This is a genomic window from Streptomyces sp. NPDC059718, from assembly GCF_042733315.1.
GTDB lineage: Bacteria > Actinomycetota > Actinomycetes > Streptomycetales > Streptomycetaceae > Actinacidiphila.
Window position 1 is genome coordinate 66,715 of the sequence record NZ_JBHWGA010000042.1, and the last position, 16,868, is coordinate 83,582.

Here is a 16,868-nt window from a genome sequence, read left to right on the forward strand (position 1 = left end):
GCTGTCACAGATCCGGGTGCCGTCCGGTCACATCCCCGGAAGCGCATATCGGGCATTTCGCCCCCCCCGCCTGCCTGAGGACGAGACTTCGATGACCTGCACGGACGCGGTGACACTCGGTAAGCATGTGAACACGCCCGGGATATCCGACTCGGCGTTCGCGATCTTCGACGAGCGGGGAACGGTCGTCGCGTGGACGCCGGCCGCCGAGCGCCTGGTCGGACACTCCGCCGGAGACGTGGTCGGACTGCCCGCCGCGCTCGTGCTGCCGTCCTTCGGGGAGACCCCGTCGATGTCGGACTTCGTCAAGCGGTGCCGTGCACACAACGGCTGGCCGGGCACGACGGCGGTGTCCCACCAGGACGGGCGCACGATCGACGTCACCCTGCGGCTCACGATGCTGCAGGGCCGGAACGGCACGACACGCTGGCTCGCGACCCTGACCGACACCGGCGTGCTGTCCGGGGACGCGCTGAACGGATCGGTGTGGGGGCCGCTCCTCGCACGCGCGCCCATCGGAGTCGTCATCCGCGACCCGCAGCTGCGGTGCGTCTTCGTCAACGACGTCATGGAGGACCACGACGGCATCCCCGGCGACGACCGACTCGGACGACGGTTCGTCGACGTGCTGGCCGGCGCCAAGGCAGGCGCACTCGAGGCCGTGATGCGGCAGGTCCTGAAGAGCGGCACCACCAAGGTGCACGAGTACCGGACCTGGCTGCCGGTGAGCAAGGGCCGGGAGCATCCGTTCGCGGCGTCGTTCCACTGCCTCCAGGGCGCCGACGGCGAATCGCTGGGGGTCTGCGTCATCAGCGCCGACGTCGTCGAGAGCCGGCTCGCGCGCGAACGTCTCGCCGCCGTCGGCGAGGCCAGTACGCGTCTGGGCAGCACCCTGGACGTGATGCAGACGAGCCAGGAGCTGGCCGACCTCGCCGTACCGATGCTCGCGGACTACGTCGCCGTGGACCTGGAGCAGTCCGTGCCGTTCAGCGAGGGACCTCCGCTGCGCATCGACCCGACGGGCGGACGCCTCCCCGCTCTGCGACGTGCGGGACTGGCCTCGATCCACCAGGGAGTCCCGGAATCCGTGTGGGTGCGCGGCGAACCGGTCACCGTGCCGCCCGGCTCACCGTTCGCCCAGGTCCTGAGCACGGGCAGGTCCCACCTGGAGCCGATCCTGGACATCGCCCCGGGGATCTGGATCGACCAGGACCCGGCCCTGGCCGCGAGGATCCGCGAGAACGGGGTCCACTCGCTGATGGTCGTCCCGATCCGCGCCCGGCGCGCACTGCTGGGCGTGGTGTTGTTCATCCGCACCGCGGACCCCGAGCCGTTCCAGGACGTCGACCTGATGCTGGCCGAGGAACTCGTCGGACGTGCCGCACTGGCACTGGACAACGCGCGGCAGTACGCCCGCGAGCACACCGCGGCCCTCACCCTCCAGCGCAACCTGCTCCCGCGCCGGCTGAGGGGCGGCATGGCCGTCGACGCGGCATCGCGCTACCTGCCCGCCGACATGGACCACGGGGTCGGCGGCGACTGGTTCGACGTCATCCCGCTGTCCGGCGCCCGGGTCGCCCTCGTCGTCGGCGACGTGGTCGGTCACGGTCTGCACGCCGCAGCGACCATGGGCACGCTCCGCGCCGCCGTCCGCACGCTGGCCGACATGGAACTGCCCCCCGCCGAACTGCTGACCCGCCTCGACGACACGGTCCAGAGACTGGTCGAGGAGGACACCGACCCCGCGGACCAGACACCCGCCGTCGTGGGCGCCACCTGCCTGTACGCCGTCTACGACCCGGCCACCCGCGTGTGCACCATGGCCCGGGCCGGGCACCCCCCGCCCGCGATCGTCGACCACGAGGGCCGGGTCACCTTCCCCGACCTCCCCACCGGAGCGCCCCTGGGCATCGGCCTCGGGGACCCCTTCGAGGCCGTGGAGCTGGAACTGCCCGAGGGAAGCCTGATCGCCCTCTACACCGACGGCCTGATCGAGAGCCGCGGCGGCGACATCGAGGAAGGGATGGACCGCCTGGGCGCCGCCCTCGGGGATCCGGGCCGGTCCCTGGAGGAGCTCTGCACCCGCGCGACGGAGTCCCTCCCCGCGCAGGTTCCGTGCGACGACGTCACCCTGCTCCTGGTCAGGACCCGCTCGCTCAACTCGGCCCACATCGCCTCCTGGACGCTGCCCGCCGACGAGAGCGCCGTCCGCCGCGCCCGGAGGCTGGCGGCCGGCCAGCTGACCGCCTGGGGCCTGGACGGGCTCGAGCAGTCCACGGAGCTCCTCGTGAGCGAGCTGGTCACCAACGCCGTGCGCCACGGCGCCGGCCCGATCGGCCTGCGCCTGATCCGGCACCAGGCCCTGACCTGCGAGGTGTCCGACACCGACGTCTGCGCCCCGCGCCTGCGCAGCGCGGACTCCCTGGACGAGAACGGCCGCGGCCTCTTCCTGGTCGCCCAGATGTCCCGTCGCTGGGGATCCCGCTCGGCGGAGAACGGCAAGGTCGTCTGGGCCGAACTGGACGTGGCCGCCTCAGCCGCGTAGGGACCGGCCGCCGCGACCACCGGCCGCATGTGGCATCGTCGTAGGCCCAACCCCGCTCGCGAGGGACAGGAGACCGATGTGGCGCAGACGACGCCGGCCGAGGTGATGGCCGAGCTGGCCGCGCTCGAGGACCCGAAGGCCCGCGCGGTGAACGAGCGGCACGGCGACGACCACGGCGTGAACCTCGGCAAGCTGCGCGCCCTCGCGAAGCGCCTGAAGACGCAGCAGGAACTCGCGTGCGGGCTCTGGGAGGCGGAGGACACCGCGGCGCGGCTGCTGGCGATCCTGATCTGCCGCCCCAAGGCGTTCGGTCGGGGCGAGCTGGACGTCATGCTGCGCGAGGCGCGCGCACCCAAGGTGCACGACTGGCTCGTGAACTACGTGGTGAAGAAGAACCCGCACGCCGAAGAGCTGCGCGTGGCCTGGCTGGCCGACCCGGATCCCGTGGTGGCGAGCGCCGGATGGGCGCTGACCACCGAACGCGTGGCGAAGAAGCCCGACGGCCTCGACCTCCCGGGGCTGCTCGACGCCATCGAGGCGGACATGAAGGACGCCCCCGACCGCCTGCAGTGGGCGATGAACCACTGCCTGGCCCAGATCGGGATCGAGCACCCCGAGCACCGCGCCCGCGCCGTCGGCATCGGCGAGCGCCTGGAGGTGCTCAAGGACTACCCGACCTCCCCGGGGTGCACGTCCCCGTTCGCGCCCGTCTGGATCGCCGAGATGGTGCGCCGGCAGCACGATGCGGCGGTGGGCTGACCCGCGGAGCGACCATCGCGGGGGTTCCCACGGATCAGGCCCGCAGGTAGGCCAGGACGGCCAGGACGCGGCGGTGGGTCTCGTCGGCCGGGGGGAGGTCGAGCTTGGCGAGGATGCTGCCGATGTGCTTGCCCACCGCCGCCTCGGAGACGACCAGGTGGCGCGCGATCGCGCCGTTCGACCTGCCCTCCGCGACCAGCGCCAGCACTTCCCGCTCACGCGGGGTGAGCCGCTCCAGCGGATCGCGGCGGCGGCGCAGCAACTGCCGTACGACCTCGGGGTCGACGACCGTGCCGCCCGCCGCGACCTCGCACAGCGCCCCGACGAACTCCTCGACTTGGCCGACCCGGTCCTTCAGCAGGTATCCCAGGCCCGTTCCGTCGCCGGAGTCCAGCAACTCGGCGGCGTAGGCGCGCTGCACGTACTGGCTGAGGACGAGGACGGGCAGGGTGGGCCGCTTCTGCCGCAGCAGCACCGCGGCCCGCAGGCCCTCGTCCTGGAATCCGGGCGGCATGCGGACGTCGGTCACCACCACGTCGGGGGAGTGCTCGTCGACGGCCGCGACCAGCGCGCCGGCGTCTCCCACGGCGGCCACCACCTCGTGCCCGCAGCGGTCGAGCAGACCGGTCAGCCCGTCCCGCAGCAGGACGCTGTCCTCGGCCAGCACTACGCGGAGCGCTCGGTCCACTCGCAAGGAATCTCCACACGCAGCAGGGTCGGTCCGCCCTGGGGGCTGGACAGGGAGAGTCTGCCATCCAGTACGGACACCCGGTCGGCGAGCCCGGTCAGCCCGCTGCCCGCAGCGGGCTCGGCGCCGCCCCGGCCGTCGTCGCGCACCTGGAGGAACAGCCGCCCGTCGCGGTGCCCGCCGCTCACCTCGGCGCGCTCGGCGGCGCTGTGCCGGGCGACGTTGGCGAGGGCCTCGCGGACCACGAAGTACGCGGCGGCCTCGACCGCCCGGGGAAGCCGTCCGGGCAGTTCCACGGCCACGTCGACGGGGACGGCGGAGCGGTCGGCGGCGTCGGCGACGGCCGCCGCCAGGCCGAAGTCGGCCAGGACCCGGGGGTGGATGCCGTGGATGAGCTCACGCAGTTCCTCCAGGGCCCTGCCCGCCTCGTCGTGGGCCGTGGCGAGCCGGTCGGCCAGCGGGCCGGGCGGCGCGTCCAGCCGGGCCAGCCCCAGGGCCATGGACAGGGCGACGAGGCGTTGCTGCGCCCCGTCGTGGAGGTCCCGTTCGATCCTGCGCCGCTCCGCCTCGAAGGCGTCCACCAGGCGCACGCGGGAGCGGGTCAGTTCGACGATCCGGGCGCCCAGGTCCCGGTCGCGCGGGGCGACGAGGAGCCGGGCGAGGCCGGCCCTGGCGCCCGCGGCGGCGCCCAGGACGTAGGCGCCGAGCGCGAGCAGCAGCAGCCCCAGGACGGCCGTGCCCCACGCCGTGGGCCACGTGGCGACCGTCCACTGCTTGAGCACCTTCGCCTCGTGCCCCTGCCCGACGGTGGCCATCAGCACCGGAGTCGCGACCAGGGAGACCGGCACGGCCAGCGCGAGGGTGACGAGGAGGGCGTCCACCGGCCACAGCAGACCAGCGAACAGCAGGGCGTAGCCGAGCTCCCGCCAGGTCGCCCGCTCCCGCAGCCGGGTGGTCAGCCAGGCCCACAACCCTCCCTGGGCGGGCGGCACATGGGACCCCGGCGCGGGATCACGGTCGACCAGGCGCAGCCGGCACCGCTCCAGCACGGCGACGGGAAGGCCCGCGAGCGCGGTGAGCACGAGCAGCGGCAGGCCCACCAGCACGACCGCGAGGGCGGCCCCGGCGGCCGCCGCGGTCACGATCCCCACGAGGGTGACGGCGCCCGCGGCGACCCCGGTCAGCAGGTACGCCAGCGAGCGCCACGGCCACACGGACAGCAGGAATCCCGGTCCGGACATCGCCTGCCACACATTCCTGGGTTGCATGCGGATCACCGTAGGACCCGGGCGCGGGCCTGGACCATCGGGCCGGCGGGAGGACCGGGGGTATGCCTGGCCCTACCCCGACTCTCGCCCCTGCCGCACTGCGCCGGACCCGCCGCACGGGATTTCGTGGAGCCGTCCGGGAGGCGCCGCGTCCCGGAGCACTCCGCCCCGCCGGGCGGGGCGGAGAACCGGCACCGAACGAGTGGGGACAGATGAACGACGACGCCATCCGATTGCGCTCCGTCAGCAGGCGGCACGGCTGCGGGGACAGCGCCGTGACGGCCCTCGACGAGGTCTCCCTCGCCTTCCCCAGGGGGTCCTTCACCGCCGTCATGGGGCCATCCGGCTCGGGCAAGTCGACGCTCCTGCAGTGCGCCGCGGGCCTGGACCGGCCCACGTCGGGGTCGGTCCTCCTCGGCGACACCGATCTCACCGGGCTCGGCGAGCGGCAGTTGACGCTGCTGCGCCGTGAACGCATCGGGTTCGTCTTCCAGTCGTTCAACCTGCTGCCGGCGCTGACCGCCGAGCAGAACGCAGCGCTGCCCCTGCGCCTGGCCGGCCGCCGGCCCTCCCGGGCGCGGGTGCGTGACGTGCTGCGGCAGGTGGGGCTCGGCGACCGCGCCGGGCACCGGCCGTCGGAGCTGTCCGGCGGACAGCAGCAACGCGTGGCCCTGGCACGCGCGTTGATCACGCGCCCCGAGGTGCTGTTCGGCGACGAACCGACCGGCGCCCTGGACTCGCGGACCAGCCGCGAGGTGCTGACCCTGCTGCGCGGCATGGCCGACCACGAGGGCCAGACCGTCGTGATGGTCACCCACGACCCGGTGGCCGCCTCCTACGCCGACCGCGTCGTGTTCCTCGTCGACGGCCGCGTCAACGGCGAACTGGCCGCGGCGGGCGCCGACGCCATCGCCGGGCGCATGACCGGGCTGGAGGCCGTGCCGTGCTGAGCCTCGCCCTGCACACCCTGCGCACCCGCTGGGTCACCTTCGCCGGCAGCTTCGTCGCGCTGTCGCTGGGGGTCGCGCTGCTGGCCGTGATGGGACTGGTCCTCGCCTCCTCCCAGGACGCGCCCGAACGGGGGCCGGAACGCTTCGCCGCGGCGCCGGTCGTGGTCCGCGGTCAGGACACCCTGCGCGTGCCCACGCCGAGGGGCGGGCGGACGCAGCCGCTCGCGCAGCCGCGTTCCGTACCCGCCGCGACCGTGGCCGGGCTGCGGCGGCTCGGCACGGTCGTCGAGGACCGGTCCTTCCCCGTACGGGCCGAGGGCGGGCCCGGCGACCTGGTGGGACACCCCTGGTCCACCGCCGCGTTCGCCCCGTACCGGCTCGGTGCGGGACGCGCGCCCCGCGCCGCCGACGAGGTCGTCGTGACCGGCGGCTGGGCCACGCCGGGCGCACGCGTGCGCACCGACCGGGGCACCGTCCGCGTCGTGGGCACCGTGCCCGGCCGCGGGTTCGAGCACGCCGTGTTCTACACCGACGCGCGCGCCGCCCGATTGTGCCCCTTCAGCGCGCAGTTGGCGGTCGACGCGGACGCCGCCGCGGTACGGGACGCCGTCCGCGGCAGCGGCGCCCGGGTCCTCACCGGGAACGACCGCCGTCACGCCGACGCCGACCCCGGCCGGGACACCGAGGCGGTGACCGCGCTGAACGCCCTGTTCGGCACCGCCGGCGGCGTCACCGCCTTCGTGTCGGTGTTCGTCGTGGCGTCCACGTTCGCCTTCGCGGTCGCCCAGCGCCGCCGCGAGTTCGGGCTGCTGCGCACCGCGGGCGCCACCCCGGGCCGGCTCCGCCGCATGGTGCTGACCGAGTCCCTGCTGGTCGGCGTGCTCGCCTCGGCGGCGGGCTGCGCGCTCGGCGGGTACGCCGCGCCGTGGCTGGCCGCGTCGGTGGTCGACGGCGGACTGGCACCGGGCTGGTTCGCCATCGGCGACCACACCTGGCCGTACCACGCCGCGTTCTGGACGGGCCTGCTCGTCGCCCTCGGCGGGGCGGCCGCGGCCTCGTGGCGGGCCGGCCGCACCGGCCCGGCGCAGGCGCTGCGCGAGGCCTCCGTGGACACCGGGGCGATGACGTGGGGCCGGTGGCTGTCGGGCGGCGGGCTGCTGCTGACCGCCGTGGTGACCCTCTGCGTCACGCTGTACGGCGACCCCGGCGACCTGCTGCACCGCAAGACGTACGTGAGCCGGCCGATGCTGCTGATCACCGCGACCGCGCTGCTCGCACCCGTCGTGCTGCGCCCGCTGACCCGGCTGCTCGCCCGGGCCGCGGGGCGGCTGCCCGGCGCGGCCGGCATGCTGGTGGGCGAGAACGCCGCCGCCGGCGTGCGCCGTACCGCCGCGGTCGCCTCGCCCGTGCTGGTGATGGTCGCCCTCACGGGCTCGCTGCTCGGCGCCACCGCCACGCTCGGCCGTGCCGAGGCCGCCGAGGCGCGCGAGCGGACCACCGCCGCCTTCGTCCTCGTCGCACCGGACGGCGCGGGCTTCGGCACCCGGACCCTGGAGCGTCTGCGCGAGGTCCCCGGGACGCAGGTGTCACCGACCGCGTCGAGCGCGGTGTACGTCCTTGAGGACGGCCCGGCGCTGATCAGGTCCGATGCGCATGCCGCCGACCCCCGGGCCCTCGCCGCCACCAGCCGGCTGCCGCTCGTCGCGGGGAAGGTGAGCGACCTGGACGACGGGTCGATCGTCGTCAACGAGGAATGGGAACGGCACTCCGTCGGGCAGAGCGTCCGGGTGTGGCTCGGGAACGGCACCGGCAGGACGCTGCGCATCGCGGCGGTGATGGCCACCGGCACGGGCGGGAACGGCGTCTACGTCACCCCCGCCAACGCCCCCGGCGCTCCCGTCGACCGGGTGGACGTCGCCCTGGCCCACGGCGCCGACCCCGGCGCGGTGGCCGCCGCGCTGCGCGAGGCGGTGCGGCCGTCCGGCGGCCGGGTGCTCACCCGGGACGCGTGGCTCGCGGCCGGCCGGCCGGAGAACGACCGCACGACCCGGCTCGGCTTCCTGCTCGTCCTCGGCATCGCCCTGCTCTACACCGCCATCTCCCTGGTCAACACCATGGTGATGGCCACCTCCGACCGGGTCCGCGAGCTGGCCGTGCTGCGGCTGGCCGGGGCCACGCGGCGGCAGGTGCTGCGGCTGGTGGGCGCCGAGTCCCTGGTGGTCGTCGCGGTCGGCGCGCTGCTCGGCCTGGCCGTCGCCGCACTCAACCTCGCCGGGATGCGCTGCGCGCTGGCCCTGCTGTCGGTGGACAGCCCGATCGCACTGCCGTGGACGGCCGTCGGTGCGGCCGTCGGCGCGTGCGCGGTGCTCGCGGTCGCCGCCGCGACCGTCCCGGCCGCCCTGGCCGTGCGGGGCCCGGCGGCGGCACTCGCCGGGATGCGGGAGTGAACCCGCGCCGGGCCGCCGCCCGGCGCGGGGCGGCGGGCCCTCGGCGACGTGCACACCGAGGGCCCGCGGGGACCCGGAGACGTCCGTGTCCCCGGTGGGCGCGTCAGGCCTGCCAGCCGTATCGGCCGCGGGCCTGCTCCACCGTCTGCGGGGTGACCGCTCCGGCGCGCGCCAACTGGTCCAGGGCGGCCACCACGATCGACCCGGCGTCCACCCGGAAGTAGCGGCGCGCCGCCTCCCGGGTGTCCGACAGACCGAAGCCGTCCGTGCCGAGGGAGGAGTAGTCCTGCTCGATCCACTGGCTGATCTGGTCGGGCACCTGCCGCATCCAGTCGCTGACCGCCAGGACGGGCCCGGGTGCCCCCGACAGTGCCGAGGTCACGTACGGGACGCGCTCCTCACCACCGATCCGCTGCCGGTCGGCGTCGAGCGCGTCGCGGCGCAGTTCCGTCCAGGAGGTCACCGACCAGACGTCCGCCTGCACCCCCCACTCGGACGCGAGGAGCTCCTGGGCCTCCAGCGCCCAGTGGATCGCCGTGCCGGAGGACAGCAGCTGGATCCGCGGCCCGGCGCCGGGGGACTGCGCCTGCCGGAAGCGGTAGATGCCCCGCAGGATCCCCTGCTCGACCGACGGCCCGTCGGGCATCGCAGGCTGCCGCTTCGACTCGTTGTAGACCGTCAGGTAGTAGAAGACGTCCTCGGGCCGGTCGCCGTACATCCGTCGCAGCCCCTCCCTGACGATCACGGCGATCTCGAAGGCGAACGCGGGGTCGTAGCTCACGGCGGCGGGGTTGGTGGAGGCCAGCAGGTGCGAGTGCCCGTCGGCGTGCTGCAGGCCCTCGCCCGTCATCGTCGTACGCCCCGCGGTCGCGCCGACCACGAAGCCCCGCCCCAACTGGTCGGCCAGGGCCCAGAACTGGTCGCCCGTCCGCTGGAACCCGAACATCGCGTAGAAGATGTAGAACGGGATCATGGGCTCGCCGTGCGTGGCGTAGGCGGTCGCGGCGGCCGTGAACTCCGCCAGCGACCCGGCCTCGGTGATCCCCTCGTCGATCAGCTGCCCGCTCTCGGCCTCGCGGTAGTGCAGCAACTGGTCGGCGTCGACGGGCTCGTAGGTCTGGCCGTCGGGGGAGTAGATCCCGGCCGTCGGGAAGAGGGACTCCATGCCGAACGTCCGCGCCTCGTCGGGGACGATCGGCACCCAGCGCCGCCCCGTGTCGGGGTCGCGCATGAGGTCCTTGACCAGCCGCACGAGCGCCATGGTGGTGGCCACCTCCTGCTTGCCGAAGCCCTTGCGCAGGGCCTCGAAGGGCGCGGCCGGCGGCTGCTTCAGCGGCTTGGCGACCACCTTGCGCACCGGCGCGGGGCCGCCCAGGGCCGCCCGCCGCTCCCGCAGGTAGCGCACCTCCTCGGAGTCCTCGCCGGGATGCCAGTACGGCACCAGGTCCCCGCTCAGCGCGCTGTCCGGGATGGGCAGCTCCAGCGTGTCGCGCATCCGGCGGAACTGCGCCATCGTCAGCTTCTTCATCTGATGGTTGGCGTTGCGCGACTCGAAGTCCGAGCCCAGGGTGTGCCCCTTGACGGTCTGGGCGAGGACGACGGTCGGCGCGCCCCGGTGCTCCACGGCGGCGCGGTAGGCGGCGTACACCTTCAGGGGCTCGTGACCGCCCCGGGACTCGGTGAACAGCTCGGCTATCCGCCCGTCGGTCAGGCCCGCCGCGATGCGGGCCAGCGCGTCGCCGGTGAAGAAGTGCTCGCGTGCGTAGCCCGCGTCCCGCGCGGCGTACGTCTGCATCTGGGCGTCGGGCACCTCGCCGAGCCGCCGCACCAGGGCCCCCTCCGTGTCCTGCGCCAGCAGCGGGTCCCAGGCCTCGCCCCACAGGGACTTCACCACGTTCCAGCCCGCGCCACGGAACCGGCCCTCGAGTTCCCGCACGATGCTGGAGTTGGACCGCACCGGCCCGTCCAGGCGCTGCAGGTTGCAGTTGACGACGAAGGTCAGGTTGTCGAGACCCTCGCGCGCGGCGAGCGCCAGCGCGGCCAGCGACTCGGGCTCGTCCACCTCGCCGTCCCCGAGGAAGGCCCACACCCGCGACGCCGACGTGTCCTTGATGCCGCGGGCATGGAGGTAGCGGTTGAACCTGGCCTGGTAGACGGCCGCGAGAGGGCCGAGACCCATGGAGACGGTGGGGAACTCCCACAGCCACGGCAGGCGCCGGGGGTGCGGGTAGGACGGCAGGCCGTGGCCGTCGGCCTCGCGGCGGTAGCCGTCCAGCTGCTCCTCGCGCAGCCGGCCCTCCAGGAACGCGCGGGCGTAGATGCCGGGTGACGCGTGCCCCTGCACGTACAGCTGGTCGCCCGAAGCTCCCCCGGAGCCTTCGGCCCGGGAGGAACCCCAGTCCTTGCCCTTGAAGAAGTGCTGGAAGCCCACCTCGTAGAGCCAGGCCGCCGACGCGTACGTCGCGATGTGGCCCCCCAGGCCCAGGCGGGAGGCGCGGGTGACCATGGCCGCCGCGTTCCACCGGTTCAGCGCGGTGATCCGGGACTCCATGGCGAGGTCGCCGGGGAAGGCCGGCTGGGCCGCCACGGGGATCGTGTTGACGGGTTCCGTGGACAGCAGCCCGGGGACCGGCACCCCGGACGCCGCCGCGTACTCGTGGACGCGCCGCAGCAGGTAGGCGGCGCGGTCGGGCCCGGCGTGCCGGATGACGGCGTCGAACGACGCCCGCCATTCCGCGGTCTCCTCGGCGTCGCGGTCGGGCAACCGGTCGAGCGGGCTGGTCGAGGGGGACTGCGCGGACTGCGCCGGATCACTCATGGCGGCCTTCCTGTCGGGACATGGGGAGGGGAGGGCGGCGGCCGCGGAGGGGGACTCGCGGGCGGCGGCCGCCGGAGAGGGGGCGGTGCGGGGCGGGCGCGGGCGGTGCCGCGGGTGCCGCGGGCGTCACCGTTGCGCGAGCCACTCGCGGAACGTCGTATGGCCCACGTGGGCGTCCGCTCCGGGGAGCAGCGACCGTCGCTGCAGCTCGGCGCCGAAGAACCACGCGTGCTCGTCGGTGACGACGTTCCGGGCGTCGCCCGTGGCGGTCAGCAGCTCGGCCGTGAGCTCGTCGAGCGCGAACTCCTGCGGCCCGGCGACCTCCAGGGTGCCGAACAGCGGCACCCCCACCGCCACGCGCGCGACCGCCGCCGCGATGTCGTCCGCCGACACGGGCCGCACCAGGGCGGGGGCCACGCGCAGCCCGGCGTCCTGGTCCGCGCCCTCCGCGGCCATCGCCTCGACGCACTCGAAGGACAGGGCGGCACGGACGATCGAGTGGGGGACCGGGGAACGCCGCACCTGCTCCTCCAGCAGCAGCTTCGCGCGGAAGTAGCCCGACAGCAGCCGCTCGGCCCCCATGAAGGACAGGACCACGTGGTGCTCGACCCCCGCCGCCTCGGCCGCGGTCAGCAGGCGCGCGGTGGCGGTGCGGAAGTACTGCAGGCTGACCGGTTCGGCGGGCGAGGGCGTGTCGGTGACGTCGACCACGATGTCGGCGCCGCGCAGTGCCCCGGCGAGGTCCCCGTCCGTGACGGCTCCGGGCCGGTCGCGGTCGGGCAGGGGGACGACCTCCACTCCGTGGTCCCGCAGCCTTGCGACCGTCCTGGAACCGAGCAGACCGCCGGCCCCTGCGACAGCGACTCTCATCCGGGTCCCTTTCGTCCGCGGGGCCGTCGGCCCTCCGATGTCCTCGTGACGGCGCAGCCGGCCACTCCACCTGCTGTGACCGCGCCCGCGCCGCGGTTGTGACACCACCGCGGACGCTGCTGCGAGCGGTGGGGGGAGGGAACGAGGGGGACGTCACACCGGCGGGTGCTGTCCGGTCGTATGGAGGAGCAGCTACGTCCGCCCGGACAGGACGACGGTGGCCACCGGCGGCCGATGTCGGTACATCGGCCGCGTGCGACGGCGGCATACCATCATTTCTCCACAATTCGGGCACAACCATGGAGGTGCAGCGCAGTGTCGGAGACACAGGGCAGCAGCAACGAGCAGCCGCGGTCGGAGGCCTGGAAGACGGCGGTGACGATGCTGCAGGACGCCAAGCCGCCCTTCATCCCCGAGGGCGCCTCGGGGATGACGATCGCCGTCGAGTGGCCCCCCGGCGACCCCGGGACCCCGCCCCACCGCCACTCCGGGCCGGCCTTCGGGTACGTGCTCGAAGGAGCGGTCCGGTTCGAGCTCGAAGGCGAGCCGGAACGGATCGTCGAGGCCGGTGGGACCTTCTGGGAGCCGGGCGGGGACGTCATCCACTACCAGGACGGCAACGCGCTGCCGGACGCTCGGACCCGGTTCGTCGTGACCATGCTGTGCGCCCCCGGCCAGCCGATGCTCACCCTGGTCGACGACGGGGAACTCGCCCAGCGCGCCCACCTGCGCGCCCCGCGCCCGCCGCGGACCGGCGCGTGACCGCTTCCGCACCGGGCGGCGGAGCGCAGCAGGAGTGCGGAGCGCGCTACGGCGGGCTGCGGGCCGACGCGGTGCGCAACCGCCGCAGGATCCGCACGGCCGCCGCCGACCTGCTCGCCGAACAGGGCGCGGGCGTGTCGCTGGACCGGATAGCCCGCCTGGCCGGGGTCAGCAACGCGACGCTCTACCGCCACTACGGCAGCCGTGAGGAACTGCTGACCGACGTGGCCGAGCAGATCGCGGCCGTGGCCGCGGCCGCCGAGGCACGGCTGGCCACGAGCGATCCCCTGGCCGCGCTCCACGGTTTCCTGGAAGCCCTGGCGTCCGCGCGGCCGGCCGCCCTGTACTGCCTGCCCGAAGGGGCCGCCGAGGGGCCGCGGGCCCGTGTGGCCGGCGCGACGCGGCGGCTGCTGTCCCGCGCACAGCGTTCGGGACGCGTACGTGAGGACATCACCGCCGAGGACGTCCTCGCCGTCGTGGCCCAGCTCGGCCGCCCCCTGCCGGGCGCCACCTGGCGGGCCACCGAGGACAGGTGCCCGCGCCTGGTCCGGCAGTACGTGGACGGCCTGGTCGTGCCCGCCTCCAGGACGCCGCACGAGCCGTACCACCTGCCCCGGCGTTGAGCCGGGCGCATTCCGCGCCCTCCCCGCCCCCGGCCGGATCACCGGCCGGGGGCGGCGCGTTGTGCTTGGCGCGGGGCGGTCAGCGCTAGGCCCCCTGGGGAACGACGTGCTTCAGCACGAAGCCGGTCACGACGTCCGCGAACCGCCCGGGGCGCTCGAAGTGCGCCAGGTGGCCCGTGTCATCGAGGACGGCCGACTGCGCGCCGGGGATCCGCTCGTGGATCATCCGCGCCCACCGCGGCCCGCAGATGAAGTCGTCCGCGCCGACCAGCACGAGGGTGGGCGCCGTGATGCCGGACAGCCGCTCACGGACGTCGAAGGCGGGACCCTCGCCGAGGGAGGGTTCGGCGTACATGCGCAGGGACCCGCGCGCGGGCCCGAACTCGTCCTCGCGTCCCCAGTAGTCGACGACGTACGCGGGCAGGATCGTCCGCAGGCAGTCGGTGGCGCGGTCGTCGTCGAGCTGGCCGAGCGGCGCCGTCAGGGCCTCCACGTAGGTGGCCACCTCGGGGTGGTCCGCGACATGACGGCGGGCGAACCGCTCCATGTTGGCCTCGGCGTCGGCCCAGAACTCCTCGCCGGTCACCGGGGACGTGTCGTACAGGACGAGGGAGGCGAGGTGCTCCGGGTGCTCCAGCGCGTACTGCTGGGCGACGAAACCGCCGTACGAATGGCCGAGCAGGGTCACCGAGGGCTGCGCGAGGTGCTCGATCACACCGTTCACGAAGTGCGTGTACGTCGCCAAGGTGTAGTCGCGCGGGTCGGGCAGGCGCCCGGACTCGCCGGTGCCGACGGGCTCGACGTACACCATCGTGAACGCACGCTCCAGGAGCGGCATCCGCAGGTACTCCCAGCCGATGCCGGGCCCGCCCGAGAGGGCGACGCACACCGGGCCCGCGGCGCCGGCCACGTGATAGCGCTGCGCGACGGCGGCGCCCTTGTGGTCGATGGTGATCGTGTGCGTACCCGGGGCGAGTGGGCCACCCGTGCTGTCGGCGGGGCGAGGGAGGGCAGCGGGCACGGAGGAAGCATTCACACTGTTCACATGTTGTGTCACAGTGTCAGTTTACGTCCGTGTCCGGGCGTGCGAGGCCCGGCAGGCCGGGCAGGCCGCGCAGGGACTCGTTCACGGCTTCCAGCCGGGCGTCCACCGCGGTGATCTCCTCCTGCAGCCGATGGACGTGCGCCTCCAGGGCGGCGGCCTCGGCGGCCAGTGACATGACGATCGCCCGTACGTCGGGGGCGCCATCGGTGTTCGGGAGCATCGTTGTCCTTCCAGGCGGATCAGCCGTCGAGACGCGAACGGCCGGAGGAGGGGGGCAGGGGAAACCCCCTCCTCCGGCCGCTCACCCGGCGCGGAGCGCCGGTCAAGCACACTCTCGACAGATCAGCCGTCGGGATTGTGACAACGACGCGCCAGGGCCTCGTGGCCCCGGTTCGTCAGCCGGCGGCCCGGTACAGGCCGCGCCCGGCGCGCTGGACCCGGGAGCCACCCACCAGCCGGTCGAGCGTGCTGCGCACCGCGTTGATGCTGCCCGCGTCCTCGTCCCGGCCGAGAGCCGCCGCCACCTCGCGCGCCCGCACGTCCGACCCGCCCGTTGTGGCCAGGTAGTCGAGGATCTGCTCGGTGAGCCTGCCGTAGCCGCCCGCCGCGGAAGCGCCGTTCCGTTCCGCCGTGCCGTCCTCGGCCTCCCCGACCTGGGCCTCCCCGGGCCTCGCCTCCTCGGCCCTGATTTCCTCGACCTCCACGACGGGAGGCTGCCGTTCCTCGATCTGGGTGCTCGCGGCCGCGACGGCGGGAGCCGTGACCGCCAGGTGGCCGAGGGCGCCGAGAGCCCTTCGCACCGATCCCAGGTGGGCGACGACCGCCGCCAACTCCCGTTCGAGTGCCTGCTTCTGCAGCTCGAGGCGCTGCAGTTCTCCCTGCAGGGCTCCGGCCGTGACCTGGAGATCCTCGGTCGTGTGCGCTGTGGAGACCATGTGTCCTCTCATTCCCGGCCCCTGGGGGCCAACGTCCGCGCACACAGATTAGTACGGCGAACACACGCGGTGACCACGTGGAGCTTCAACGGCGGTGCCCCGGACTAGGGATCCACCAAGGTGACCTCGCCGACGTCCTCGGCGTCGGCCGCGGAGAGCAGCGCCCGGGTCAGATCGGGGAAGCGCTCGTCCAGCTCGGCACGACGCAGCGTGACGTAGCAGCGCGTCCCCTCCTGGCGGGTCCGTGTGATGCCGGCCTCGCGCAGGATCTTCAGATGGTGGCTCAAGGTGGACTTGGCGACGGGCGCCCGCAACTGGCCCCACCCGCGTTCCCTGCCGTCGGCCAGCACACGCACGATCCCGATCCGTGTCGGATCGCTGAGCGCGGCGAGGACGCGCGGCAGGTTCATCTCGCTCGCCTCGTGGGAATGCCGGTCCGCCATGGGGTCACGATAACCCGAATGTTCGAAGAATGTCGAACCCCGACAGGGGGTGCGGCCTACCCCCGGCGTGCCCGGTACAGGCCACGGCCCGCGCGGTCCACGCGCGACGCCCCCACGAGACGGTCCAGTGTGCTCCGGACGGCGTTGATGCTGCCGCTGTCGCCGTCACGCCCGAGGGCCGCGGCGACGTCGCGGGCACGCACCTCGGTGTCACCGGCCTGCTCGAAGAAGTCCATGATCTGCTCGGTGAGCCTGCCGTATGTCGTGCCGGTGCCGGCGGGGGCCGTCACGTCCGAAGGGGCGGGGACGTCGGCCTCAGGGGTGCGGATCACCGCCTGGAGGGCGCTTAGGGCCCGCTGCACCGAACCGAGGTGCGCCACGACCGCGGCGAGCTCCCTCTCCAGGGCCTGCCTCTGGGCCTCGAGACGGACCAGATCCTCATGGAGGCTCTCCGCGGTGTGCTCGACGTTCCGCGCCGTCCGGGTCACCGAAGCCATGTGATCCCCTCACCTCCGTGCATTCCGCGTTCACACGGATGCACATGGTGCCGACCGATGGGCACCGTTCGTATCCCAATTTACGCGCCGAGGGGCGTGATGTCCCCACTCTTCGGGGAAGCCGTGGGTCAGTCGGTGGTGAGGATGTGGCCGTCGCGGAGTTCCAGGACGCGGTCGGCGAGGGCGAGGAGTTGGGGGTCGTGGGTGGCGACGAGGGC

General features: G+C 74.1%; 15 protein-coding genes and 1 pseudogene. 6 read left to right on the top strand and 10 right to left on the bottom strand.

Features of this window, described 5'->3' with window-relative positions:
- Window positions 1–91 precede the first annotated feature (91 nt).
- Both ACFV3E_RS35180 and ACFV3E_RS35185 read left to right on the top strand, forming a co-directional pair.
- Window positions 92–2,545, top strand: a complete 2,454-nt coding sequence (locus ACFV3E_RS35180) for a SpoIIE family protein phosphatase (protein WP_500538796.1) — start codon at window positions 92–94, stop codon at window positions 2,543–2,545.
- 27 nt (window positions 2,546–2,572) lie between these two features.
- Window positions 2,573–3,304 carry a DNA alkylation repair protein gene (locus ACFV3E_RS35185; RefSeq protein WP_500538798.1) on the top strand — a complete coding sequence of 244 codons (732 nt, stop codon included), beginning with the start codon at window positions 2,573–2,575 and terminating at the stop codon, window positions 3,302–3,304.
- A 34-nt stretch (window positions 3,305–3,338) separates the two neighbouring features.
- Here the strand turns inward: ACFV3E_RS35185 and ACFV3E_RS35190 are convergent, their stop codons facing one another.
- Window positions 3,339–3,971: a response regulator gene (locus tag ACFV3E_RS35190; RefSeq protein WP_500538826.1), complete on the bottom strand. Its 633-nt coding sequence runs from the start codon at window positions 3,969–3,971 to the stop codon at window positions 3,339–3,341.
- Window positions 3,971–5,260 carry a sensor histidine kinase gene (locus ACFV3E_RS35195; protein WP_500538800.1) on the bottom strand — a complete coding sequence of 430 codons (1,290 nt, stop codon included), beginning with the start codon at window positions 5,258–5,260 and terminating at the stop codon, window positions 3,971–3,973. Before ACFV3E_RS35195 ends, ACFV3E_RS35190 begins: the two co-directional genes overlap by 1 nt.
- A gap of 212 nt (window positions 5,261–5,472) precedes the next feature.
- Between ACFV3E_RS35195 and ACFV3E_RS35200 the strand changes: the two genes are divergently transcribed.
- Both ACFV3E_RS35200 and ACFV3E_RS35205 read left to right on the top strand, forming a co-directional pair.
- Complete coding sequence (locus tag ACFV3E_RS35200; RefSeq protein WP_500538802.1) at window positions 5,473–6,210, top strand: ABC transporter ATP-binding protein; 738 nt, start codon at window positions 5,473–5,475, stop codon at window positions 6,208–6,210.
- Entirely contained in the window at window positions 6,204–8,657 is a 2,454-nt protein-coding gene (locus ACFV3E_RS35205) for an ABC transporter permease (RefSeq protein WP_500538804.1), read from the top strand. Before ACFV3E_RS35200 ends, ACFV3E_RS35205 begins: the two co-directional genes overlap by 7 nt.
- 103 nt (window positions 8,658–8,760) lie before the next feature.
- Here ACFV3E_RS35205 and aceE read toward each other — a convergent pair whose 3' ends face one another.
- Entirely contained in the window at window positions 8,761–11,475 is a 2,715-nt protein-coding gene (aceE, locus tag ACFV3E_RS35210; RefSeq protein ID WP_500538806.1) for a pyruvate dehydrogenase (acetyl-transferring), homodimeric type, read from the bottom strand.
- Window positions 11,476–11,601: 126 nt separating this feature from the next.
- Complete coding sequence (locus ACFV3E_RS35215; RefSeq protein WP_500538808.1) at window positions 11,602–12,345, bottom strand: SDR family oxidoreductase; 744 nt, start codon at window positions 12,343–12,345, stop codon at window positions 11,602–11,604.
- A gap of 381 nt (window positions 12,346–12,726) precedes the next feature.
- Here ACFV3E_RS35215 and ACFV3E_RS35220 point away from each other — a divergent pair, with 381 nt between their 5' ends.
- Together ACFV3E_RS35220 and ACFV3E_RS35225 are read left to right on the top strand one after the other, a co-directional pair.
- Complete coding sequence (locus ACFV3E_RS35220) at window positions 12,727–13,107, top strand: cupin domain-containing protein (protein ID WP_500372852.1); 381 nt, start codon at window positions 12,727–12,729, stop codon at window positions 13,105–13,107.
- A complete protein-coding gene (locus ACFV3E_RS35225; RefSeq protein WP_500538810.1) occupies window positions 13,104–13,730 on the top strand; it encodes a TetR/AcrR family transcriptional regulator in 627 nt (208 codons plus the stop codon). The genes ACFV3E_RS35220 and ACFV3E_RS35225 overlap by 4 nt, the downstream gene beginning before the upstream one ends.
- A gap of 85 nt (window positions 13,731–13,815) precedes the next feature.
- Here the strand turns inward: ACFV3E_RS35225 and ACFV3E_RS35230 are convergent, their stop codons facing one another.
- From ACFV3E_RS35230 to ACFV3E_RS35255, 6 genes and pseudogenes are all read right to left on the bottom strand, one after another.
- Window positions 13,816–14,751 carry an alpha/beta fold hydrolase gene (locus ACFV3E_RS35230; RefSeq protein ID WP_500538812.1) on the bottom strand — a complete coding sequence of 312 codons (936 nt, stop codon included), beginning with the start codon at window positions 14,749–14,751 and terminating at the stop codon, window positions 13,816–13,818.
- 40 nt (window positions 14,752–14,791) lie between these two features.
- Complete coding sequence (locus ACFV3E_RS35235) at window positions 14,792–14,995, bottom strand: hypothetical protein (RefSeq protein WP_500538814.1); 204 nt, start codon at window positions 14,993–14,995, stop codon at window positions 14,792–14,794.
- Between the two features lie 175 nt (window positions 14,996–15,170).
- A complete protein-coding gene (locus ACFV3E_RS35240) occupies window positions 15,171–15,710 on the bottom strand; it encodes a hypothetical protein (protein ID WP_500538816.1) in 540 nt (179 codons plus the stop codon).
- 104 nt (window positions 15,711–15,814) lie between these two features.
- Window positions 15,815–16,153 carry an ArsR/SmtB family transcription factor gene (locus ACFV3E_RS35245; protein WP_500538818.1) on the bottom strand — a complete coding sequence of 113 codons (339 nt, stop codon included), beginning with the start codon at window positions 16,151–16,153 and terminating at the stop codon, window positions 15,815–15,817.
- Between the two features lie 56 nt (window positions 16,154–16,209).
- Window positions 16,210–16,650 carry a hypothetical protein gene (locus tag ACFV3E_RS35250; protein ID WP_500538820.1) on the bottom strand — a complete coding sequence of 147 codons (441 nt, stop codon included), beginning with the start codon at window positions 16,648–16,650 and terminating at the stop codon, window positions 16,210–16,212.
- A 128-nt stretch (window positions 16,651–16,778) separates the two neighbouring features.
- Window positions 16,779–16,868 (bottom strand): annotated as a pseudogene (locus tag ACFV3E_RS35255) (ABC transporter ATP-binding protein); the annotation flags it as partial.

Bases quoted from the DNA above. Each gene is read 5' to 3' on its own strand.
- ACFV3E_RS35180 (WP_500538796.1), top strand. From the start codon at position 92: ATGACCTGCACGGACGCGGTGACACTCGGTAAGCATGTGAACACGCCC.
- ACFV3E_RS35185 (WP_500538798.1), top strand. From the start codon at position 2,573: ATGTGGCATCGTCGTAGGCCCAACCCCGCTCGCGAGGGACAGGAGACC.
- ACFV3E_RS35195 (WP_500538800.1), bottom strand. From the start codon at position 5,260: ATGCAACCCAGGAATGTGTGGCAGGCGATGTCCGGACCGGGATTCCTG.
- ACFV3E_RS35200 (WP_500538802.1), top strand. From the start codon at position 5,473: ATGAACGACGACGCCATCCGATTGCGCTCCGTCAGCAGGCGGCACGGC.
- aceE (WP_500538806.1), bottom strand. From the start codon at position 11,475: ATGAGTGATCCGGCGCAGTCCGCGCAGTCCCCCTCGACCAGCCCGCTC.
- ACFV3E_RS35215 (WP_500538808.1), bottom strand. From the start codon at position 12,345: ATGAGAGTCGCTGTCGCAGGGGCCGGCGGTCTGCTCGGTTCCAGGACG.
- ACFV3E_RS35220 (WP_500372852.1), top strand. From the start codon at position 12,727: ATGCTGCAGGACGCCAAGCCGCCCTTCATCCCCGAGGGCGCCTCGGGG.
- ACFV3E_RS35235 (WP_500538814.1), bottom strand. From the start codon at position 14,995: ATGCTCCCGAACACCGATGGCGCCCCCGACGTACGGGCGATCGTCATG.
- ACFV3E_RS35240 (WP_500538816.1), bottom strand. From the start codon at position 15,710: ATGGTCTCCACAGCGCACACGACCGAGGATCTCCAGGTCACGGCCGGA.
- ACFV3E_RS35245 (WP_500538818.1), bottom strand. From the start codon at position 16,153: ATGGCGGACCGGCATTCCCACGAGGCGAGCGAGATGAACCTGCCGCGC.
- ACFV3E_RS35250 (WP_500538820.1), bottom strand. From the start codon at position 16,650: ATGGCTTCGGTGACCCGGACGGCGCGGAACGTCGAGCACACCGCGGAG.